Raw genomic sequence first — 20,931 nt, 5'->3', positions numbered from 1 at the left:
TCATTGCACACTGCAAGCTTGCAGTGTGCAATGGTCGGCGCATGACCGACGAGATCGATGACGTCGTCGACGCGGTGATGACCGCGAGCCGGGCGATGCTCTCCGTGGTGGCCCGGTCGCTGGCCGCCGCGGGCGAGCCGTCCGGCGGGAGCGCGGGCGAGGTGACCCTGCCGCAGTACCGCGCGCTGGTCGTCCTGGCCCAGCACGGCACCCGGCGCCCGGCCGACCTCGCGACCGCGCTGGCCGTGTCGGCGTCGACGGCGACCCGGATGTGCGACCGGCTGGTCGGGCGCGGCCTCGTGGAGCGGGCCCGTACCGGCGACGACCGCCGCGAGGTCGCCCTCGTCCTGAGCCCGGCCGGGCGCGCCCTGGTCGACGAGGTCACCCGGCTGCGTCGCGCCGAGATGCACCGGCTGCTCGCGACCCTGCCCGCCGCGGAGCGGGTCGCGGTCCGCGACGCGCTGCGCCGCTTCGCCGACGCCGCGGGCGAGGTCGGCGAGACCGACTGGGCCGTCGCGCCGCTGGGGACCGAGGGGGGTGCGCGGTGAGGGCCGTGCGCGCGCTGCACGGCGCGCTCGTCGGCAGCCGGCCCGGCCTGGTCGGGCTGGCACTGATCATCGGGGTCGGCGCCGGCATCGGGTCGGTGCTGTTCCACGAGCTGATCCTCGGCGTGACGTGGCTGGTCACCGGCCGCGACGACTACTCCGACGCCGGCCGCGTCGCCTCACCCCACCTGCCGTGGCTGGGCGTGTGGTTCCTGCTGCTCGCCCCGGTCGTCGGCGGCCTGGTCCACGGCCCGCTGGTGCAGCGCTTCGCGCCGGAGGCCCGCGGGCACGGTGTGCCCGAGGTGATGCTCGCCGTCGCGCGCCGCGGCGGGCGGATCCCGGCGACCGTGGCGGGGGTGAAGGCGCTGGCGTCGGGCATCTGCATCGGCACCGGCGGCTCGGTCGGGCGGGAGGGCCCGATCGTGCAGATCGGGTCCGCGCTCGGCTCGGCGATCGGGCAGTGGCTGCGGGTGCCGGCGACCCGGCTGGTCCTGATGGTCGCCTGCGGCGCCGCGGGCGGGATCTCCGCGACCTTCGACGCGCCCGTGTCCGGGGTGGTGTTCGGCCTGGAGCTGATCCTGCGCTCGTTCAGCGCGGAGGCCTTCGGGGTGCTGGTCATCAGCTCGGTGACCGCGAACGTCGTCGCCGAGGGGATCGCCGGGGACCGCGCGATCCTCACCCTGCCGCACTTCGACCTGGGCAGCCCCGCCCAGCTGCCGCTCTACGCACTGCTCGGCCTGCTCGCGGGCCTGCTGGGCTGGGCGTTCGCCCGGATCCTCTACGTCGTCGAGGACGCCTGCGACGCGGTGTGGCGCGGCCCCGAGTGGCTGCGCCCGGCCGTCGGCGGGCTGCTGCTCGGCGGGCTGCTGCTGGCGCTGCCGCAGATGTACGGCGTCGGCTACCCGGTGCTGGAGGCCGCGGTCGAGGGCCGCTACGTCGTCGGGTTCCTGCTGCTGCTCGTCGTCGGGAAGATCCTCGCGGCCGGGCTGACGATCGGCATCGGCGGCTCCGGCGGGGTGTTCGCGCCGTCGCTGTTCATCGGCGGCACCGTGGGCACCGCGTTCGGGTTCGCCGCGGCGGCCCTGCTGCCCGGGATGCACCTGGACCCCGGCGCGTTCGGCCTGGTCGGCATGGCCGCGGTGTTCGCCGGGGCCGCGCACGCTCCGATCACCGCGGTGCTCATCGTGTTCGAGCTGACCGGCGACTACGCCCTGATCCTGCCGCTGATGGCGGCGGTCGTGCTGGCCACCGGGCTGTCGCACCTGGTGTCGCGGGACAACATCTACACGCTCAAGCTGCTGCGCCGCGGCATCGACCTCGCCGCCGACACCCCGACCGACGAGGCGCTGCGCCGGGTGACCGTCGCCCAGGTCATGCGGCCGGCCGGGCCGGTCGCACCCGACCCGGCGCTGCCGGTGCTCACCGCGGACTCCCCGGTGCACGACGTCCTCGGGGTGCTCGCCGCGCACCGCGGCGACGCGCTGGCCGTGCTGGACGGCGGCGAGACGGTGGGGAGCCTCGCCGAGCACGACGTCCTCGACCATCTGCGCGGTGTGCGGTCCGCCGGTACCGGTTGACCGGCTCCCCGGCGCCGTGGTGGGCTCATCACGACGACGGGGCAGGAAGCCGGTGCGAGTCCGGCGCGGTCCCGCCACTGTCACCGGGGAGTGCCCTCCCCACCCGGCGCCACCGCCCCCCGCGGGCGGGAAGGCCGGGGAGGGCGTGTCGATCCGGGAGCCAGGAGACTGTCCGTCGTCGTAGGACTTCCCACTGGTGAGGGCGCGGACCCTCGAGGAGGACACGATGAGCGACGCCCTGGTCGTGCTCGGCACGGCCCCGTCCGACGCCGGGGCACCCGGCACCGCCGCGTCCGCGGCCGCGGACCTGCTCGCCGGCGCGGGGACGGTGTTCGTCTTCCCGCAGGCCGAGTCGACCGCCCTGTTCTACGCCGAGGCGTGGCGGGTCGAGCGGGTCGTCCCGCGCGACGCCGTCGCCCGCATCGCCGCCCGCTGCGGCGGCGGGCCCGCGGTCCTGCTCGTCGAGGGTGACCCAGCCGCGGACCCGGCGCTCGGCTCGGTGCTCGACGGGCTCTCCCGCGCCGTCCCGGGCCTGGTGGTGACGACCCCCGGTACCCGGGTCGCCCCGCCGCACCGCAGCCCGCTGATCGGCTGAGGTCAGGCCCGCCAGCTGCCCAGCGGGTCGGCACGGACGAGGCCCGGGTCGGCGGCGTCGAGCGTGCGGGTGCGGCCGGGGCCGGTCGCGGCCGTCTCGAACCGGACGGTGACGCGACCGTGCCCGGCGCCCTGCACCCAGCCGTGCCCGTGCTCGGGGTGGGTGACGTCGTCGCCGGCCCGCCACGGGCGGTCCGGGTCCGGCTCGCGGTCGGGGCGGTCCGGGCGGGACGGGCCGGGCGCGAGGGGTGCCGGGCCCGGCCCGCCGGGGAGGTCGCCGAGGACGCCGCCGGGGAGGTCGTCGGAGGGCTCCGGTGCGGTGGTGGCGGGGTCGGCCGGGCCGTCGGGCGCGGCGGGGGCGGTGGTCCAGCCGGACCCGGACGGGACCGCCTCGAACAGCGCCAGCGGCGGCTCGTCGCCGAAGCCGGAGACCGACACGCCCAGCAGCCGCACCCCGCCCTCGCCGACGGCGTGCCCGGCCAGCCGGCGCGCGATCGCGCTCAGCGTCGCCAGGTCCCGGGTCCCGTACGGCGCGGTCTCCGAGCGGGTGTGGGTGGTGAAGTCCCCGGTGCGCGCCTTCACCGTGACCGTGCGCGCGGCCCGGCCGTCGGCGACGAGCCTGCGGTGCACCGCGACGCAGATCGACCCGACGGCCGCGTGCACCGCGGTCATCGCGGTCAGGTCGGTGTCGAAGGTCGTCTCGGCGCTGATCTGCTTCGCCGCGCCGCGCGGGGCGACCGGGCGGTCGTCGAGGCCGCGGGCCAGGCGGTGCAGTTCGGTGCCGACCGCGCCGCCGAGCACCCCGGCGACCTCGCGGGCGTCCATCGCGGCGAGCCCGCCGATCGTCTCGATCCCGATCCGGCGCAGCGCCTCGCCGGACACCGGCCCGATGCCCCACAGCGAGCGGACGGGCAGCGGGTCGAGCACCGCGGCCTGCTCGGCGTGTGCGATGACCCGCAGGCCGTCGGGCTTGGCCAGCTCGGAGGCGATCTTGGCGACCTGCTTGCCGGAGCCCGCGCCGACCGAGGCGGGCAGGCCGGTCCGGTCGCGCACGGCCGCCCGCAGCCGGGTGCCCCACTCCTGCACCTGCCCGGGCGTCGCGCCGACCAGGTCGGGCGGCTCCACGAACGCCTCGTCCACCGACACCGGCTCGAGCACGGGGGAGTGCTCGGCGAGCACGGCCATGACCTCGTCGGAGACCGCCTTGTAGAGGGTGAACCGCGGCGGCAGGACCGTGGCGTGCGGGCAGCGCCGCCGGGCCTGGCCCATCGGCATCGCCGAGCGGGCCCCGAACACCCGCGCCTGGTAGCTGGCCCCCGCGACGACGCCGCGCGGTCCCGCCCCGCCGACCAGGACCGGGCGGTCGGCGAGGGTGGGGCGGGTCAGCTGCTCGACGGAGGCGAAGAACGCGTCCATGTCCAGGTGCAGGACCCAGCGGTCGGTGCCGGCGCTCACCGGCGCGGGCGGGGCGCGAGGACCGCGTCGCCGTCGGCGACGGTGACGGGCGGGACCTCGCGCCCGGCCCCCGCGACGGCGGCCGGGTGGTCGTCGCGGCCGGTGGCGACGTCGGCGACCCACCAGCGCCCGGCGGCCCCGGCCCAGTCCAGGACGCGGGCGGGGGCGTCCGGCGGGGACAGGGTGATGGCGTCCATCGGGCTGGACAGACCGTCGCCGGTCGCCTTGAGCAGCGCCTCCTTGCGGGTCCAGGTCCGCAGGAACGCGGCCGCGGCGGGGGTGCCCGCGGCCCGCTCGGCGGCGGACAGTGCGTGCTCGGCGAGCCCGTCGAGCGAGGACAGCGGGCGGTGCGCCTCGACGTCGACGCCGACCGGCCCGGGGCCGAGCGCGAGCCCGACGAGCGCGCCGGAGTGGGTGAGGGAGAAGCCGGGGTCGTCCGGCCGGGCGGCGAGGCGGGGCTTGCCGTGCGGGGCGCCGCAGCCGCAGGTGCGGTCCAGGTGCAGCGCGGCGGCGTCGGTGCCGAGGTGCTCGCCGAGGACGAGGCGGGCCAGGGCGTGCGCGGCGAGGTAGCGGGCGCGGTCGGCGTCGCGGCGCAGGGCGGCCATCCGTTCGCGCTCGTGCTGGTCGAGCAGCGCGACGAGGTCGGGGCGCACGCCCGGATCGGCCGGGGCGGCCCACCAGACGGTGACGGTCACGGCGTCCAGCCTCCCACGGGGCGGTGGCCGCCGCGGCGGGGCGACGCCGTGATCCGCCCCGCCGCGGCCGGGCTCAGCCGGTGCGCCGGGCCGCGAAGTCCGTGCGGACGTGCGCGGGCCGCGCCTGCGGGGTGGGTCCCGCGGTGCGCGGCACGGCCGGGCCGCCGGCCCCGGTGTCGCGGCCGCGCCGCGCCGCGCGCCGCTCGGCGCGGTTGGCCGGTGCCGTGGTGGTCGCGCCCGTGCCGGTGGGCACGCTCGTGGGTACGGGTCGGGTGGTGCGCATGCGGGCCTCCTGGGAGTGGATCGGTCTCGGACCGGGAGGGCCGGTGACGTGGCAGGGGACGCGGACGGGCCGGCACGGGGGCCGGGCACGGTTCCACGGCCGGTGACGACGTCACGGGCCGGGCGGGCGGCGGGGCGGTGGCAGACCGTGGCCCCGCGGGCCGCTCAGAGGAACCGGATCAGCATGGCGGCGACGCTACGGCGCCCGCGCGGTTCGCGGCCACCGGTTTTTCCTAGGGTCGGGGCATGGAGACGGCGGACGTGCTGGTGGTCGGTGGCGGCATCGCGGGGGTGTCGGTGGCCCGGGAGCTGGCCGCGCACGCCCGCGTCGTGCTCGTCGAGGCCGAGCAGGACCTGCCGGTGCACGCGACCGCGCGCTCGGCCGCCACCTACATCCCGGGTCACGGCTCGGGGCCGTTCCGCGCGCTGATCGACGCCTCCGGCCCGCGCTTCGCCGCCCTGCCCGACGAGCTCGGCACCCCGCCGCTGCTCTCCCCGCGCCCGGTGCTGCACGTCGCGCAGGACGAGCTCGCCGCCGGGCGGCTCGCCGCGACCCTGCGCGCGCAGCACGGCGAGCCCGGCGCCCCGGTCGCGCTCGACCCGGACGAGGCGTGGCGGCGGGCCCCGGTGCTGCGCGGCGCCCCGCTCGCGGCGGCGTGGACCGCCGGTGCCTGCGACGTCGACACCGCCGCCCTGCACGACGGCTACCGGCGCGGCCTGCGCGCCCGCGGCGGCACCCTGCTGCGCGGCGCCCGGGTGGCCGCGCTCGCCCGCGACGGCGCCGGCTGGGCGGCGACGACGACCGCCGGGCACCGGGTGCTCGCCGGGGTCGTCGTCGACGCGGCCGGGGCCTGGGCCGACGCGGTGGCCGCGCTCGCCGGCGTCCCCGGGGCGGGGCTCACCGCCTACCGGCGCACGATCGCGGCCTGCGCGGCGCCCGACCCGGCGGCGCTGCGGGTCGACGGCGCCGCGCTGCCGATGCTCGCCGACGCCGCCGAGCGCTGGTACCTCAAGGCCGAGGCCGACACCGTGCTCGTCTCGCCGGCCGACGAGACCCCGGCCGCGCCCGGCGACGCCCGGCCCGACGAGCTCGACGTCGCACTCGCCGTGGACCGGGTCGCCGCGGCGACCACGCTGGGACTGCGGTCGGTGCGCACCGCGTGGGCCGGGCTGCGCACCTTCGCCCCGGACCGGGCCCCGGTGCTGGGACAGCGGCCCGGGCACCCCGGCTTCTACTTCGTCGCCGGTCAGGGCGGCTCGGGCATCGAGTCCTCCCCGGCGCTGGCGGCGCTGGCCGCGGCCGTGGTGCTGGGACACGCGGTCCCGCCGGACATCGCCCTCGACCCGGCGGTGGTCTCGGTCACCCGTCTGATGTAAGCACGCGCTTACACGGTCCTGGCACCATGGGGCCATGGCTCCGACGACTGGCCTCACCACCACCGGCACCGAGCGGCACGACCTGTTCTCGGGCGCGTTCTGGACCGACCCGCACCCCGCGTACACCGCGCTGCGGGAGGAGGAGCCGGTGCGCCGTCTCGCGCTGCCGGACGGCACGGCGTGGCTGATCAGCCGCTACGCCGACGTCCGCGAGGCGTTCGTCGACCCGCGGCTGAGCAAGGACTGGCGGTACACCCTGCCCGCCGACCAGCGCGACGCCCACCCGGCCGCCCCGACGCCGATGATGATCCTGATGGACCCGCCGGACCACACCCGGCTGCGCAAGCTGGTGAGCCGCTCGTTCACGGTGCGCCGGATGGCCGAGCTGCAGCCGCGGGTCGAGGAGATCACCCAGGAGCTGCTCGACGCGCTGCCCGCCGAGGGCCCGGTCGACCTCATGCGCTCCTACGCGTTCATGGTCCCGGTGCTGGTGATCTGCGAGCTGCTCGGCGTCCCGGCGCAGGACCGCGACCAGTTCTCGGCGTGGTCGTCGGTGATGGTCGACGACTCCCCGGCGGAGGAGAAGTTCGCCGCGATGGGCAGCCTGTCCGGCTACCTCGCCGAGCTGATCGACCGCAAGCGCACCGAGCCCGACGACGCGCTGCTGAGCTCGCTGCTGGCCGTCAGCGAGGCCGACGGCGACCGGCTCTCGCCCGAGGAGCTCGTCGCGATGGCGACGCTGCTGCTCATCGCGGGCCACGAGACCACCGTCAACCTCATCGGCAACGGCGTGCTGGCACTGCTGACCCACCCCGAGCAGCGCGCCCGTCTGGAGCAGGACCCGACGCTGATCACCTCGGCGGTCGAGGAGTTCCTGCGCTTCGAGTCCCCGGTGTCCAACGCGCCGATGCGGTTCGCCGCCGAGGACGTCACCTACTCCGGGGTGACGATCCCGGCCGGCGCCACGGTCATGCTCGGGCTCGCCGCCGCCAACCGCGACCCGGCCTGGGTGGCGGACCCGGAGCGGCTCGACATCACCCGCGACGCGTCGTCGGGGGTGTTCTTCGGGCACGGCATCCACTTCTGCCTGGGCGCCCAGCTCGCCCGCACCGAGGGCCGCGTCGCGATCGGCAGGCTCGTCGCGCAGCGCCCGGACCTGCGGCTCGCCGTCGACCCGTCCGAGCTGACCTACCGCGAGTCCACCCTGGTCCGCGGGCTCACCCGGATGCCGGTCGTCCCGGGCGCCCCGCGGGCCTGAGCGCGGGATCAGGCGCCGCGCAGCGGCGCCCCGGTCCTCTCCCGCACCTCGTCGGCGCTGACGCCGGGCGCGGTCTCGACCAGCTCGAGCCCGTCCGGCGTCACGTCGATGACGGCGAGGTCGGTGACGATCCTGGTGACGCAGCCCAGGCCGGTGATCGGCAGCGAGCAGCGCTCGACGATCTTCGGCGACCCGTCCTTGGAGACGTGGTCCATCATCACGACGACCTTCTTCGCGCCGTGGACGAGGTCCATCGCGCCACCCATGCCCTTGATCATCTTGCCGGGCACGGCCCAGTTGGCGAGGTCGCCGTTGGCGGCGACCTCCATGCCGCCGAGGACGGCGACGTCGAGCTTGCCCGCCCGGATCTGGGCGAAGGAGTCCGCGGAGCCGAAGAACGCGGCGCCGTCGGCGACGGTGACGGTCTCCTTGCCGGCGTTGATGAGGTCGGCATCGACCTCGTCGTCGGTGGGGTAGGGGCCGACGCCCAGGATGCCGTTCTCCGAGTGCAGGACGACCGTGCGGCCGGCCGGGATGTGGCCGGGGACCAGGGTCGGCATGCCGATGCCGAGGTTGACGTAGCTGCCGTCGGGCAGCTCACGGGCGACCCGGGCGGCCATCTCGTCGCGGGTGAGGCTCACTTCTCACGCACCGTCCTGAACTCGACCGGCTTCTCGACGCCGGGCACGTGCAGCACGCGCGCCACGTGGATGCCGGGGGTGTGGATCTCGTCGGGGTCCAGCTCACCGGGCTCGACGAGGTGCTCGACCTGCGCGATCGTGACCCGGCCCGCGGCGGCGCAGTCGGGGTTGAAGTTGCGGGCCGCGCGTCGGTAGACGAGGTTGCCGTGCCGGTCGCCCTTCCAGGCGTGGACCAGCCCGAAGTCCGGGGTCAGCGCACGTTCGAGGACGTAGGCGACACCGTCGAACTCGCGGGTCTCCTTGGCCGGGGACTCGACGGCGACCGAGCCGTCGGCGGCGTAGCGCCACGGCAGGCCGCCCTCGGCGACCAGGGTCCCGACGCCGGCGGGGGTGTAGAACGCCGGGATGCCCGCACCGCCGGCGCGCAGCCGCTCGGCCAGCGTGCCCTGCGGGGTCAGCTCCAGCTCCAGCTCACCGGCGAGGTACTGGCGGGCGAACTCCTTGTTGTTGCCGACGTAGGAGCCGATCGTGCGCCGGATGCGTCCGGCGGCGAGCAGGGTGCCGAGGCCGAAGCCGTCGACGCCGAGGTTGTTCGAGATCGTCTCCAGCTCGGTCGCGCCCTGCTCGAGCAGGGCGGCGATCAGCACCGTCGGGACCCCCGACATGCCGAAACCGCCGACCGCGAGCGACGCGCCGTCGCCGATGTCGGCGACCGCCTCCGCGGCGGATGCCACCACCTTGTCCATCACGCACCTCCGTCGTCCGGCACTGTACGCAGCGTTCGCTCGACGCACAAGCGTTCGCTCTGCGAACACCTCGGTCCGCGGACCTCCGTGACGGTGCCGGTGACGGACGCATCCGACCGGGGATGCGGGTGGGTGGTTCAGGCGGGTGCCGGGGCCGGCTCGGGGGTGGTGTGGGCGTCCCCGACGGCGATCTCGCCGCCCGCGGCGACCTCGGCGTAGACGCCCGCGCAGGCCCACACGCCGCCGACCTGCGGGATCTCGATGCGGTTGTGCCGGGCGATCGCGCGCAGGGTGTCCGGGTCGTCGGGCAGGTCGCCCTGCGCCAGCGTCGTCATCACGCAGCGCATGGTGGCGAAGGAGAAGGTGATCCGGGCCGCGTCGCCCAGCGTGCTCGTCGCGCCGGGCCAGTCGTTCTCGACGAAGCCGGCGTCGTCGCCGCGCAGGACGATGTTGGGCCGGTACCGCAGCGGGTCGAACGTCGCGTCCGGGGCCAGCTCGCGCAGCCGGTCCAGGGTGGACTCGGTCATGACGTGCAGCGAGGACAGGTCGAAGAAGGTGCCGGGGGCGCCGAACGCGGAGACGTCGAACCGGCTGATCGTCTCGCCGGTGTCCTCGTGCCGCGTCGTGGTGGCGTCGATGAGCGTGCGGGGCGCGAGCTGCTGCGGGGTGAGGCCCTCGATGTCGGGCCACAGCTCCTCGAAGTACGCGCCCTCCGGCGGCACCGAGATCAGCGACACCTCCCGTCCCAGCGCGGCCGACAGCGCGATGTCGAGGCCCTCGTCGTCGCTGCGCAGCACGGACCCGTCGGGGAAGGTGATCTCGACCGGGGGAGCGTGCTCGCCGGCGACCGGCTCGGCGACGAACCGGGCCGAGAAGCTCAGCAGGCCGAGCCACCTCTTCGGGACCTTGGCGCTGGCGATGATGCCCGTCGCGACGTCGAGCACCGCGTACGCGCGGTCGCCCAGGACCCCGCGGTCGGTGAGGGTGGCCCGGGTCAGGGACTCCCCGAGCATCGACTTGACCGGGTAGCGGTACAGCGCGGCGACCGTCATGTCCGGTGTATATCCGCCCGTCCGGAGCAGGCGCACGGTCCGATCGGAGGGGGCCGCGCAGCCGGTCCTCAGCTGAGGAGCCGGTCCGCGCGACCGCCCCGCGGATGCGTGCGCCCGTGCCCCGGTTTCACCCGGATGCGACGCTCAGGAGCCGAGCAGCGCGCGGCGCAGCGCCGTCGCCGAGTCGTGCACCACGGTGGCGCCGGCGGCCTGCAGCTCGCCCGGCTCGGCGTAGCCCCAGCCCGCGCCCTCGCAGCGCAGCCCGTGCTCGGCGGCGCCCTCGACGTCGTGCAGGCGGTCGCCGACCATCAGCGGCGGGGTGTCGTAGGGGTGGCCGTGGTCGGACAGCCGGCGCAGCGCCTCGGCGACGACGGCGCCCTTGGTCGGGCGGTCCGCGGCGCGGGTGTCGCCGACGATCTCGGTGAACAGGTCGGTCCAGCCGTGGTGGGCGAGGATCTTGCGCGCCGACGGCTCGGCCTTGCTGGTCGCGAGCGCCATCGTGACGCCGGCGTCGGACAGCGCGCGCAGCAGCTCCTCCACGCCCGGGTACGGGGTGCAGTCCAGGCAGCCGTCCTCGTCGCCGTAGAGCCGGCGGTAGACCGGCAGCACGGCGGCGGTCCCGTCGTCACCGAGGATCGGGGGCAGGCTGCGGTAGAGCGGGGGGCCGAGCAGGTGGGTGCCCAGCGCCGGGCCGGGCACGTCGAGACCGACCTCGTCGATCGCGCGGCGCAGCGAGCCGAGGATGCCGGGGGCGGAGTCGACGAGGGTGCCGTCGAGGTCGAGCAGGATGTGGGTCAGCACGGGGACGATTCTGCCTGTGCGGAAGCCGTACACTCGTACGCATGGCGAACACGTTGTTCGGGCCGCTGTCCGGTACCGACCGGGTCGACGCACTCCTCGACGACGGCGCCTGGATCGCCGCGCTGCTGGAGGTCGAGCTGGCGCTCTCCGCCGTCGCCGCCGAGCAGGGCGCGGTCGACGGGACCGACGCCGACGGCGTGGAGCGCGCCGTCGCGGCCGTCGCCGGGGTCGACCCGCACCTGCTGGCCGCCGAGGCCCGCGAGGGCGGCAACCCGGTGATCCCGCTGGTCAAGCGGCTCAAGGCGGCCGCGGCCCGGATCCAGCCGGGGGCCGAGCGGGCGGTGCACCCGGGCGCGACCAGCCAGGACGTCATGGACACCGCGCTGGTGCTGCTGGCCCGCCGTGCCGGGCACCGCATCGGCACCGACCTCGCCGCCTGCGCCGACGCCGCCGCCGCGCTCGCCGCCGGTCACCGCGACACGCCTTGCGCGGCCCGCACCCTGGGGCAGCAGGCGCTGCCCACCACGTTCGGCCTCGTCGCGGCCGGCTGGTGCAGCGGGCTCGACCGGGCCCGCACCGGGCTGACCCGCGCCCTCGACGCGCTGCCCGTCTCCTACGGCGGCGCCGCCGGGACGCTCGCGGCCACCCACCCGCACGGCCCCGCCGTCGCCGACGCGCTGGCCGCCCGGCTCGGCCTCGCACCCCAGGGCGTCCCGTGGCACACCGAACGGACCCGGATCGGCGAGCTCGCCGGGGCGCTCGGCGTCGCGGCCGGGGCGTGCGCGAAGCCCGCGGGCGACGTCGTGCTGCTCTCGGCCACCGAGCTCGGCGAGGTCTCCGAGGGCGCGCCCGGTGACTCCTCCTCGATGCCGCACAAGCGCAACCCGGCCGCCGCCGTCACCGCGCGCGGCGCCGCCAAGCGGGCCCCCGCGCTGGTCGCGACCCTGCTGGCCGGGGCCGAGCAGGAGTTCCAGCGCGCCGCCGGGGCCTGGCACGCGGAGTGGGAGACGCTGGTGGACCTGCTGCGCGTCACCGCGGGCGCCGCCGCCCGGCTGCGGGACTGCCTGGAGGGTCTGCAGGTGCACCCGGACGCCATGGCGCGCAACCTCGCCCTCGCCGCGGGCGCCCAGGGCCACGGCACCGGGCACGCCGCCGAGCTCGTCGACACCGTGCTCGCCGGGCGGCCCCGGTGAGCGCCCCCGCGCCGCGCACCGAGCAGGTCCGCTCGCTCTCGCGCGGGCTCGCCGTCATCCGCTCCTTCGACGCCGAGCACCCCGAGCAGACCCTCGCCGACGTCGCCCGCGCCACCGGCCTGACCCGGGCCGCGGCCCGGCGGTTCCTGCTGACCCTGGTCGAGGAGGGCTACGTCCGCACCGACGGCAGGCTGTTCGCGCTGACCCCGCGGGTCCTCGAGCTCGGCTGGTCCTACCTGTCGGCGATGGGGCTGCCCGAGATCGCCGCGCCGCACCTGGAACGCCTGGTCGCGACGGTGCGGGAGTCGGCATCGGTGTCCGTGCTCGACGGCGACCCGGCCGGCGGCTACGACGTCGTCTACGTCGCCCGGGTCCCGACCTCGCGGATCATGACCGTGACGATCACCATCGGCACCCGCTTCCCGGCCTGGGCGACGTCGATGGGCCGCGTCCTGCTCGCCGCGCTCCCACCGGCCACGCTGCGGGCCCACCTGGACGCGCTGGAGCCCACGGCGCTCACCGCGCACACCGTCACGACCCCCGGCGCGCTGTCCGCCGAGCTCGACCGGGTCCGCGCCGACGGGTACTGCGTCGTCGACCAGGAGCTGGAACCCGGGCTGCGCTCGGTCGCGGTGCCGGTGCACGACCGGGCGGGCCGGGTCGTCGCGGCGGCGAACGTCTCGACCCACGTGTCCCGCCGCGACGCCGCCGACCTGCGCGCCGAGGTGCTGCCCGAGCTGCGCGCCTGCGCCGCCGCGATCGAGGCCGACCTGCGCACCGCGGGCTGAGCCGGCGGGAACAGACGGCGCCGCGGCCGGGTTGCGCCCAGGGACAGGACCGGACACGAGCCGAGACGGTACGGAGGCACGGTGAGCGGACGTCTGCACCTGGCGGTCGAACTCGGAGCGGCGGGGCGCCACCCCGGTGCGTGGCGGGCCGGCGGCGCCGACCCGGCCCGGCTGTTCACCGCGGGCCACCACCTCGACCTCGTGCGCACCGCCGCCCGCGGCGGCCTCGACCTGGTCGTGCTGCCCGACTCGCTGCAGCCGCCCTCGGCGGACCCGGCCGCGCTGCCCGGCACCCTCGACGCCGTCGCCGTCGCCGCCCGGGTCGCGCCCGCGGTGCCCGGCATCGGGATCGTGCCCGCGGTCACCGTCACCCACACCGAGCCGTTCCACCTGTCCAAGGCCGTGGCCACCCTGGACTTCGTGTCCACCGGCCGCGCCGGGTGGCAGCCGGAGGTCTCGCGCACGCAGGCCGAGGCCGACCTGTTCGGCCGCGCCACCCCCGCCGAGACGGCCGGGCGCGACGCCGCGTCGCTGTGGCGCGAGGCGGGCGAGGTCGTCGAGGTCGCCGCCCGGCTCTGGGACTCCTGGGAGGACGACGCCGAGATCCGCGACGCCGCCACCGGCCGGTTCGTCGACCGCGACCGGCTGCACCACATCGACTTCACCGGCGAGTTCTTCTCGGTGAAGGGCCCGTCGATCACCCCGCGCCCGCCGCAGGGCCACCCGCTGACCGTGCTGCGCGGCGACGAGCAGGCCGCGCTGGCCGTCGTCGGCCGCCACGCCGACGTCGTCCGGGTCGCGGCCGGCTCCGTCGCCGCGGCCGCCGAGGCGCGCGACCGGGTCCGCGCCGCCGTCGCGGGCGCCGGGCGCGACCCGGAGCGGGTGGCGGTCCTGCTCGACGTCGAGACGCTGCTGGGCGACGACGCCGGCGCCCGCCTGCGCGAGCTGGACGCGCTCGCCCCGGCCGGGGCCGACACCGCGCCCGCGACCCTGCGCCACACCGGCGGCGCCGCCGAGCTCGCGGAGCTGCTGCGCGACGCGGCGGAGGAGCGGGCCGCGGACGGCTTCGTCCTCGTGCCGCTCGCCCTGCCCGACGGGGTCGGCGAGATCGTCGACGCGCTGCTGCCCGCGCTCGGCGACGCCTGGGCCCCGGCCCCCTACGACGGCACCCTGCGCGACCGCTTCGGACTCACCCGCCCGGCCGGCCGCTACGCCCGCGCCTGATCGCGACGGCCGCCGACGTGCGCGTCCTGACCGCCGACGACGCGCTGCGGGCCCTGCTCGCCCGCCAGCTGCTGACCGGCCGCGTCGCGACCACCGTCCCGCGCGCGCTGGAACGGCTGTGCGGGCTGCAGACCCAGCACGCGCCGTCCGGCTACCTCGGCCTGCACGCCCGCCTCGAGGGGTTCGACCGGGCCGCGCTGACCGCGATGCTGCACGACGGGCGGGTCGTGCAGGCCTGGGCGATGCGCTCGACGATCCACATGCTCTCGGCCCGCGACCACCCGCGCTTCACCGCGGCGGTGCGCGACGAGCAGCGCGCCGACTGGCTGCGGCTGCGCCGCGACGTCACCGGCGCCGACATGGCCGCGGCCGCCGGCGTCGTCGCCGGGGCGGTCGCGGCGGGCCCGCGCCGCCAGGCCGATCTGACCGCCGAGCTCGCCGCCCACGGCCTCCCCGCCGGGACCTGGCCGGGCGTGCAGCACTGGACCGGGCTGGTGCGGGTGCCGCCCGCCGGGACGTGGGACACCCCGCGCGCCCACGTGTACGGCCCCGCCGGCACCCGCGAGCCGACACCGGAGGACCGCTGCGAGCTCGCGCGCCGCTACCTGCGCGCGTTCGGCCCGGCGACCGCGCCGGACGTCGCCCGCTTCGCCGGCTGGCCGGTCGCCGTCGCCCGCGCGGCGCTGGGCGAGCTGACGCTGCGCCGGTTCACCGGCGAGGACGGCGCCGAGCTGCTCGACGTGCCCCGCGCCCCGCTGCCCGGTCCGGGCACCCCGCTGCCGGTCCGCTTCCTCGGCCCGTTCGACGCCGTGCTGCTGCTCGGGCACGCCGCCCGCGCCCGGATCGTGCCCGCCGCGCACCGCGCGCACGTGTTCGCCACGACGAAGCCCCGCTCGGCGCCGACGTTCCTGCTGCACGGCCGGGTCGCCGGCACCTGGGAGCGGCGCGGGCAGCGCGTCGTGACCAGCCCGTTCACCGCCCTCGACGCGGCCGACGCGCGCGCGGTCGCGGAGGAGGGCGAGCGGCTCGCCGCCTGGCACCCCGCCCCGTGAGCGGCCCGCCGGCGTGAGGGACGGCACAGGGACCCGGGCCGCAGCGAAACGTCGTCGTATCGCACGATGAGCGGATGACCGGACCGACGGCGCAGTCACGACAGGCGGGCCCGCGGCCCGGGCCCGGCACCCGCGAGCGGATGCGCCGGGCCCCGGTCGAGACCGGGCTCGGCATGGTGCCCGACCCGTCCTCGACCCGGCAGCGGGTGGTGCTGCGCGCCCCGCTGCACGACGACGTGCGCACGCCGGACGGCGGGGTGCTGGCCGTGCTGCCCGCACTGCTGGCCGACTCCGGGATCGGCTACCTGGTGTTCTCGACCGCGCGCCTGGTCGCGGGCGCCCCGACGGTGGACCTGCGGCTGGACTTCACCGCGCCGCCGTCGCCGGACGCGCGGTGGCTGACCGCGGAGCTGAGCCTGCTGCACCTCGACGAGCAGACCGGCGTCGGGCGGGCCGAGATCCGCGACGACACCGGGGTGGTCGTCGCGCACGTCGTGGCCACGATGGCGCTGACCGGCGTGCCGTCGCGCCCCGGCGGGCTCGCCGACCCCGGCAGCGCCGGCGCCGGTGACCCCGCCGCGGCCCCGGACGAGGACTTCCGGGCGGCCCTGCCCCCGTTCGACCCGGCCCGGCTGCAGCACCTCGAGCGCGACGGCGACGACGGAGACGTCGTGTTCACCCCCGGGCCGTCCACGGCCAACCTCAACGGCACCACGCACGGCGCGGTGCTCTCCGGCCTCGCCGCCGCGGCGCAGCGGTCCCACCCCGGCGGGGAGGGGGCCCGACCGCTCTCGCTGACCGTGGACTTCCTGCGCCCGGTCCAGGTCGAGGCACGGCTGCGCGCACGGACCACCGCGATCCGCGACGGCCGCCGGTTCCGCACGCTGCAGACCGAGCTGCTGCTGCCCGACGGCCGCCCGGCCGTCCGCGCGGTCGGGACGTCGCTGCGCGTGCGGTGATCGCCCGGCCGGGGCATCGCTGTTAGCGTCGTCACCGTCCCCGGCTCGGAGGTGCGCACGTGACGACCCCGCAGGTCCCCGCCCCACGCCCGTACCGGATCGCGGTGATCGGGTCCGGTCCGTCCGGCCTGTACACCGCCGAGGCGCTGCTGGCGGGTGACCCCGGGGTGCACGTCGACGTCATCGACCGCCTCCCCGCGCCCTACGGCCTGGTCCGCTACGGCGTCGCCCCCGACCACGTGAAGATGAAGTCGGTGATCCGGGCGCTGGTGCGGACCTTCGACGACTCCGAGCGCGTCCGGTTCCTCGGCGACGTGCACGTCGGACCGGGCGGCATCCCCGGGGAGGTGCTGCGCGAGCACTACCACGCGGTCGTGCACGCCACCGGCAGCGCGGTCGACCGCGACCTCGGGGTGCCCGGTGAGGACCTCGCCGGGTCGGTCGGGTCCGGCGCGTTCGTCTCCTGGTACTGCGGCCACCCCGACGCCGTCGGGCCGGGCCCGCTGCTCGACCGTCCGGGTGCGGTCGTGGTCGGGGCGGGCAACGTGGCCGTCGACGTCGCCCGGGTCCTGGCCCGGCCCGCCGAGGACCTCGCGGCCACCGACGCCCACGACGCCGTGCTCGACGCGCTGCGCGCCAGCGCCGTCACCGACGTGCACGTGCTCGTGCGCCGCGACCCGCTGCACGTGAAGTTCACCCCGGCCGAGCTGCGCGGGCTCGGCGGACTCGACGACGTCGACGTCGTCGTGCACGACGACGGGCTGCTCGCCGCCGGGACCGGGGAGCCGTCGGACCGCCGGATGCGCCAGAACATCGAGATGCTCACCGAGTGGGCGGCGCGCGAGCGCACCGGCGCCCCGCGGCGCATCCACCTGCGCTTCCTGCGCTCCCCGGTGCGCCTGGTCGACGACGGCACCGGCCGCGTCGGCGGCGTCGAGATCGAGCGCAACGCCCTGGACGCCGACGGCCGGGTGCACGGCACGGGGGAGCGGGAGACGCTCGACGCCGGACTGGTGGTGCGCGCCATCGGCTACGCCGGCGAGCCCATCGAGGGACTGCCCTTCGACGCGGCGACCGGCACCGTCCCGCACGACGAGGGACGGGTGCTGCTCGGCGGCGAGCCGGTGCGCGGCAGCTACGTGGCCGGCTGGATCAAGCGCGGCCCGACCGGGGTGATCGGCACGAACAAGGGCGACGGGGCGCAGACGGCCGCGTCGGTGCTGGCGGACCTGCCGACGCTGGCGACGCCGCCGCGGCCCGGGGGCGACGCGGTGCCGGAGCGGATGCGCGAGTACGGGGTGGAGCCCGTGCTGTGGGAGGACTGGCTGCGCCTCGACGCCGCCGAGGTCGCACTGGGGGAGCGCCGCGGCGGCACCGAACGGGTCAAGATCGCGGACCGGGCGGCGATGCTCGACGCCGCCCGGAGCCGCAGCTCGCGGACCTGACGCCCGCGCGGGGTGCTCAGTACGGGTCGACGGCCATGACGCCGGGCAGCGCGAGCATGCCGTGGGAGAAGTCGTCGGCCTCGGCCGGCGTCATCGACATGGTGCAGGTGACCGAGCTGTAGGCGACGCCCTCGCGGACGTCGACGCAGAACTCGCGCAGCGTCCGGCCGCAGCCCTGCAGCGCGGCGGCGATCTGCATGACGCCGGACATGCCGTCGCCGGTGACGACGGTGTGCCGGCGCGGCATCCGCGACGCGATGTCAGCGGCGCCGCCGGACCCGGCGGGGAAGGAGAAGGTGGTCGGACGGTCGACGGTGATGCTCATGATGGGTGGCTCCGTGCGTTGCGCGAGAGAGAAGCGGGAACGCGAGCCAGGTCTCGGGAATCCTCACCGCGATGTGCGGGAGGGAGGCGCCGGGATTCGGCGCGGGCGCGTCGGCGGCCTGGATCAGCCGACGCGCAGTGCTACTACCGCGAGGAGTCGTGCGGGCAGCGCTGCGCTCGGAGCAAGGGTGTGCTCGACGGTGCGCATGGCGATCACCCTAGCAACTCCGGTGCGGCCTGCGCCACACGGGATCGCGGCACTAACCTGATCGGCGTCCGCAGGTCCTGACCCGAGGGGGAGCCCCGCCGTGATCACCGCGATCGTCCTGGTGCACACCGCCGCCGACCGGATCCCCGAGACCGCGCAGGCCATCGCGGACCTCGACGGCGTCTCGGAGGTCTACTCCTGCGCCGGCGACGTCGACCTCATCGCGGTCGTGAAGGTGCGCGAGCACGAGCAGCTCGCCGACGTGATCGCGAGCCGGCTCAGCAAGATCGACGGGGTGGTCGGGACCGACACCCACATCGCGTTCCGGTCCTACTCCAAGGCCGACACCGACGCCGCGTTCGCCATCGGCCTGGACTGAGCCCGGCGGGCCCGGGCGGGTCAGGCCGCGGCGAGCTCGGTCGACAGCGCGGCCCAGCGGGCGAGCAGGTCCGCGGCCGCCCCGGAGTCGACGGCGGCCGCGACGGTGTCCAGCGCGTCGCCGATCGAGGCGGTCAGGTCGGGGCCCACGCCCCGGTGCGCGGCCAGCGCGCCCGCGGCGTTGAGCAGCACGGCGTCGCGCACCGGGCCGGTCTTGCCGGCCACCAGGTCGCGCACGACGGCCGCGTTCACCGCCCGGGTGCCCCCGCGCAGGTCCTCCGCGGTCGCGGGCCGCACGCCCAGATCGGCCGGGTCCAGCCGCTCCTCGCGCACCGACCCGGCGTCGGCGACCCAGACGGTGCTGGACGCGGTGGTGGTCAGCTCGTCGAGCCCGTCGTCGCCGCGCACGACCAGCACCGACTTGCCGCGCCGGGCGAAGACCTCGGCCATCGTGGCGGCGTGGCGCGGGTCGGCGCAGCCGATCAGGCCGGTCTCGGGCTGGGCCGGGTTGGACAGCGGGCCGAGCAGGTTCATCGCCGTCGGCACGCCCAGCTCGCGGCGCACCCCGCCGGCGTAGCGCATCGCGGGGTGGAAGGACTGGGCGAAGCAGAACGCCACGCCCAGCTCGGCCACGCAGCGCTCCACCGCCGCCGGGGTGAGCTCGATCGCGACGCCGAGCTCCTCCAGCACGTCGGCCGTCCCGCACTGCGACGACGCGGCGCGCCCGCCGTGCTTGACCACCGGCGCCCCCGCGGCCGCGACGACGATCGCGGCCATGGTGGAGATGTTCACCGTGTGCGCCTGGTCCCCGCCGGTGCCGACGACGTCGACCGCCCGGCCGGGCACCCGCACCCGCAGCGCGTGGGCGAGCATCGCGTCGGCCATGCCGGAGATCTCCGCGGGCGTCTCGCCCTTGGCCCGCAGCGCCACGAGGAAGCCGGCGAGCTGCGCGGGGGTGGCCTCCCCGGCGAACACCTGACCCATCGCCCAGGTCGATTCCTCGGCCGAGACGTCGTCTCCGCGCATCAGGCGGCCGATCACGGAGGGCCAGGTGGGAGCGCTCACGGCAGGCGGTGTCCTCTACTCGCTACGGCTGGGTCAGGGTGCCGGCCCGGTGGTCGCGCAGGACCTGCGCGACGACCTCGGCGGCCTCGATCGGGTCGAGCGGGTGCACGAGCACGGCGTCGGCCTCGGACCAGGTGGCCAGCCAGCGGTCGTCGCGGCGGCGCACGGTGAGCACGATCGGGGGGCAGTCGACGATCTCGTGGCGCAGCTGCTTGGCCACGCCCATCCCGCCGGTCGGCTGGGCCTCGCCGTCGAGGACCAGCAGGTCCGCCTCGCCCGCGTCGCACGCGGCGAGGACCTCGGCGATGCCGGAGGCCTCCACCCACCGCACGCGACCCACGTCCGGGGCGGGGCGCCGCCCGACCGCCTCGATGATGCCGGCGCGGACCTCGGGGCGGTGGCTGTAGACCAGCACCGTGTTCGTCCCCGTCACCGATCCGGCCGCGCTGCCGATCTCTGCCGCTCGTCCGCTCACGCCCGCCGATACTAGGGGAACCCCCCGACACCCCCGAACGTCGTCGTGCCGGAGGCCACGCGGGGCCCCCGCGCGGTCGCTCCGACCAGCCGGGGAGTTCCCGATCACGGCCACCGTTCGCCGATCGTGATGGCGCGAGGGGTATCCCGACAAGCCGTAGAAGTTCGGCTCGGGTCATAATGCCCGGCGTGACGACAGCGGCACCCAACATCAGCGCGCGGATCCATTCGCTGAACCGACCCAACCTGGTCAGCATCGGCACCATCGTCTGGCTCTCCAGCGAGCTGATGTTCTTCGCCGGGCTGTTCGCGATGTACTTCACCGCGCGGGCGCAGAACGACGGCCCCTGGCCGCCGCCGCCCACCGAGCTCGACGTCCCCTACGCGCTCACGGTCACGATCGTGCTGGTCGCGTCCTCGTTCACCTGCCAGTTCGGCGTGTTCGCCGCCGAGCGCGGCGACGTGTTCGGCCTGCGCCGCTGGTACGTGGTGACGCTGGTGATGGGGACGATCTTCGTGCTGGGCCAGGCGTTCGAGTACTACACGCTGGTCACCGCGCACGAGACGACGATCTCCTCCAGCGCCTACGGCTCGGTCTTCTACCTGGCCACGGGCTTCCACGGTCTGCACGTGGTCGGCGGCCTCGTCGCGTTCGTCTACCTCATCATCCGCACGAAGCTGAGCAAGTTCACACCCGCTCAGGCCACTGCGGCGATCGTGGTGTCGTACTACTGGCACTTCGTCGACGTGGTGTGGATCGGGCTGTTCGCCACGATCTACTTCATCCGCTGACCGATC

23 protein-coding genes and 1 riboswitch are annotated in these 20,931 nt (G+C 76.5%); of the genes, 13 read left to right on the top strand and 10 right to left on the bottom strand.

The features are described 5' to 3' along the window. Nucleotides 1-41 precede the first annotated feature (41 nt). The 3 genes from WJX68_RS12865 (at nt 42) to WJX68_RS12855 (ending at nt 2,717) form a co-directional block, all read left to right on the top strand. A complete protein-coding gene (locus WJX68_RS12865) occupies nt 42-548 on the top strand; it encodes a MarR family winged helix-turn-helix transcriptional regulator (RefSeq protein ID WP_340290199.1) in 507 nt (168 codons plus the stop codon). A 5-nt stretch (nt 549-553) separates the two neighbouring features. After that, the gene (locus WJX68_RS12860) at nt 554-2,122 is read left to right on the top strand and encodes a chloride channel protein (RefSeq protein ID WP_340290196.1); all 1,569 of its coding nucleotides are present in this window, start codon (nt 554-556) and stop codon (nt 2,120-2,122) included. Nucleotides 2,123-2,125: 3 nt separating this feature from the next. Continuing rightward, nucleotides 2,126-2,313, top strand: a riboswitch (cobalamin riboswitch). A gap of 35 nt (nt 2,314-2,348) precedes the next feature. Beyond that, nucleotides 2,349-2,717, top strand: coding sequence for a hypothetical protein (locus WJX68_RS12855; protein ID WP_340290193.1), 369 nt, complete (start codon nt 2,349-2,351; stop codon nt 2,715-2,717). A gap of 2 nt (nt 2,718-2,719) precedes the next feature. Here WJX68_RS12855 and WJX68_RS12850 read toward each other — a convergent pair whose 3' ends face one another. The 3 genes from WJX68_RS12850 to WJX68_RS12840 form a co-directional block, all read right to left on the bottom strand. Beyond that, entirely contained in the window at nt 2,720-4,171 is a 1,452-nt protein-coding gene (locus WJX68_RS12850; RefSeq protein WP_340290190.1) for a DNA polymerase IV, read from the bottom strand. Next, nucleotides 4,168-4,866, bottom strand: a complete 699-nt coding sequence (locus WJX68_RS12845) for a 4'-phosphopantetheinyl transferase family protein (protein ID WP_340290187.1) — start codon at nt 4,864-4,866, stop codon at nt 4,168-4,170. Before WJX68_RS12845 ends, WJX68_RS12850 begins: the two co-directional genes overlap by 4 nt. Nucleotides 4,867-4,939: 73 nt before the next feature. Then, entirely contained in the window at nt 4,940-5,149 is a 210-nt protein-coding gene (locus WJX68_RS12840) for a hypothetical protein (protein ID WP_340290184.1), read from the bottom strand. A gap of 245 nt (nt 5,150-5,394) precedes the next feature. Here WJX68_RS12840 and WJX68_RS12835 point away from each other — a divergent pair, with 245 nt between their 5' ends. Both WJX68_RS12835 and WJX68_RS12830 read left to right on the top strand, forming a co-directional pair. After that, complete coding sequence (locus WJX68_RS12835; RefSeq protein ID WP_340290181.1) at nt 5,395-6,525, top strand: NAD(P)/FAD-dependent oxidoreductase; 1,131 nt, start codon at nt 5,395-5,397, stop codon at nt 6,523-6,525. A gap of 34 nt (nt 6,526-6,559) precedes the next feature. Next, the gene (locus WJX68_RS12830; RefSeq protein WP_340290178.1) at nt 6,560-7,783 is read left to right on the top strand and encodes a cytochrome P450 family protein; all 1,224 of its coding nucleotides are present in this window, start codon (nt 6,560-6,562) and stop codon (nt 7,781-7,783) included. 8 nt (nt 7,784-7,791) lie between these two features. On the opposite strand, the gene WJX68_RS12825 is transcribed toward WJX68_RS12830, so the two are convergent. The 4 genes from WJX68_RS12825 to WJX68_RS12810 all read right to left on the bottom strand — a co-directional run bounded on the left by WJX68_RS12825 (nt 7,792) and on the right by WJX68_RS12810 (nt 11,023). Then, complete coding sequence (locus WJX68_RS12825) at nt 7,792-8,424, bottom strand: 3-oxoacid CoA-transferase subunit B (protein ID WP_340290175.1); 633 nt, start codon at nt 8,422-8,424, stop codon at nt 7,792-7,794. Then, entirely contained in the window at nt 8,421-9,170 is a 750-nt protein-coding gene (locus tag WJX68_RS12820; protein WP_340290172.1) for a CoA transferase subunit A, read from the bottom strand. Before WJX68_RS12820 ends, WJX68_RS12825 begins: the two co-directional genes overlap by 4 nt. Nucleotides 9,171-9,307: 137 nt before the next feature. Further along, the gene (locus WJX68_RS12815) at nt 9,308-10,222 is read right to left on the bottom strand and encodes an MOSC domain-containing protein (protein WP_340290169.1); all 915 of its coding nucleotides are present in this window, start codon (nt 10,220-10,222) and stop codon (nt 9,308-9,310) included. Between the two features lie 144 nt (nt 10,223-10,366). Further along, nucleotides 10,367-11,023, bottom strand: a complete 657-nt coding sequence (locus WJX68_RS12810; protein ID WP_340290166.1) for an HAD hydrolase-like protein — start codon at nt 11,021-11,023, stop codon at nt 10,367-10,369. Between the two features lie 41 nt (nt 11,024-11,064). On the opposite strand from WJX68_RS12810, the gene WJX68_RS12805 reads away from it, so the two are divergent. The 6 genes from WJX68_RS12805 to WJX68_RS12780 all read left to right on the top strand — a co-directional run bounded on the left by WJX68_RS12805 (nt 11,065) and on the right by WJX68_RS12780 (nt 17,684). Continuing rightward, nucleotides 11,065-12,216: a lyase family protein gene (locus WJX68_RS12805; protein ID WP_340290163.1), complete on the top strand. Its 1,152-nt coding sequence runs from the start codon at nt 11,065-11,067 to the stop codon at nt 12,214-12,216. Then, entirely contained in the window at nt 12,213-13,004 is a 792-nt protein-coding gene (locus tag WJX68_RS12800; RefSeq protein WP_340290160.1) for an IclR family transcriptional regulator domain-containing protein, read from the top strand. The genes WJX68_RS12805 and WJX68_RS12800 overlap by 4 nt, the downstream gene beginning before the upstream one ends. Before the next feature lie 81 nt (nt 13,005-13,085). After that, a complete protein-coding gene (locus WJX68_RS12795; RefSeq protein ID WP_340290157.1) occupies nt 13,086-14,228 on the top strand; it encodes an LLM class flavin-dependent oxidoreductase in 1,143 nt (380 codons plus the stop codon). A gap of 17 nt (nt 14,229-14,245) precedes the next feature. Further along, a complete protein-coding gene (locus WJX68_RS12790) occupies nt 14,246-15,280 on the top strand; it encodes a winged helix DNA-binding domain-containing protein (RefSeq protein WP_340290154.1) in 1,035 nt (344 codons plus the stop codon). A gap of 74 nt (nt 15,281-15,354) precedes the next feature. Beyond that, nucleotides 15,355-16,239, top strand: coding sequence for a PaaI family thioesterase (locus WJX68_RS12785; RefSeq protein ID WP_340290151.1), 885 nt, complete (start codon nt 15,355-15,357; stop codon nt 16,237-16,239). Nucleotides 16,240-16,298: 59 nt separating this feature from the next. Further along, complete coding sequence (locus tag WJX68_RS12780; protein WP_340290148.1) at nt 16,299-17,684, top strand: FAD-dependent oxidoreductase; 1,386 nt, start codon at nt 16,299-16,301, stop codon at nt 17,682-17,684. 16 nt (nt 17,685-17,700) lie between these two features. Here WJX68_RS12780 and WJX68_RS12775 read toward each other — a convergent pair whose 3' ends face one another. After that, entirely contained in the window at nt 17,701-18,009 is a 309-nt protein-coding gene (locus WJX68_RS12775; RefSeq protein ID WP_340290144.1) for a hypothetical protein, read from the bottom strand. A gap of 307 nt (nt 18,010-18,316) precedes the next feature. Here WJX68_RS12775 and WJX68_RS12770 point away from each other — a divergent pair, with 307 nt between their 5' ends. After that, nucleotides 18,317-18,595, top strand: a complete 279-nt coding sequence (locus WJX68_RS12770) for an Lrp/AsnC family transcriptional regulator (protein WP_340290141.1) — start codon at nt 18,317-18,319, stop codon at nt 18,593-18,595. Between the two features lie 20 nt (nt 18,596-18,615). Here WJX68_RS12770 and trpD read toward each other — a convergent pair whose 3' ends face one another. Both trpD and WJX68_RS12760 read right to left on the bottom strand, forming a co-directional pair. After that, on the bottom strand, nt 18,616-19,659 hold the full coding sequence (trpD, locus tag WJX68_RS12765) for an anthranilate phosphoribosyltransferase (protein ID WP_340290138.1): 1,044 nt from the start codon (nt 19,657-19,659) through the stop codon (nt 18,616-18,618). Between the two features lie 22 nt (nt 19,660-19,681). Continuing rightward, nucleotides 19,682-20,134, bottom strand: coding sequence for a response regulator (locus WJX68_RS12760; protein WP_340290135.1), 453 nt, complete (start codon nt 20,132-20,134; stop codon nt 19,682-19,684). A gap of 179 nt (nt 20,135-20,313) precedes the next feature. Between WJX68_RS12760 and ctaE the strand changes: the two genes are divergently transcribed. Further along, nucleotides 20,314-20,925: an aa3-type cytochrome oxidase subunit III gene (ctaE, locus tag WJX68_RS12755; RefSeq protein ID WP_340290132.1), complete on the top strand. Its 612-nt coding sequence runs from the start codon at nt 20,314-20,316 to the stop codon at nt 20,923-20,925. The last annotated feature ends 6 nt before the right edge of the window (nt 20,926-20,931 follow it).

This window comes from Pseudonocardia spirodelae, assembly GCF_037727765.1.
Lineage (GTDB): Bacteria > Actinomycetota > Actinomycetes > Mycobacteriales > Pseudonocardiaceae > Pseudonocardia > Pseudonocardia spirodelae.
Note: the sequence above shows the minus strand (reverse complement) of the source record. Positions and strands in the feature narration are given on the sequence as shown.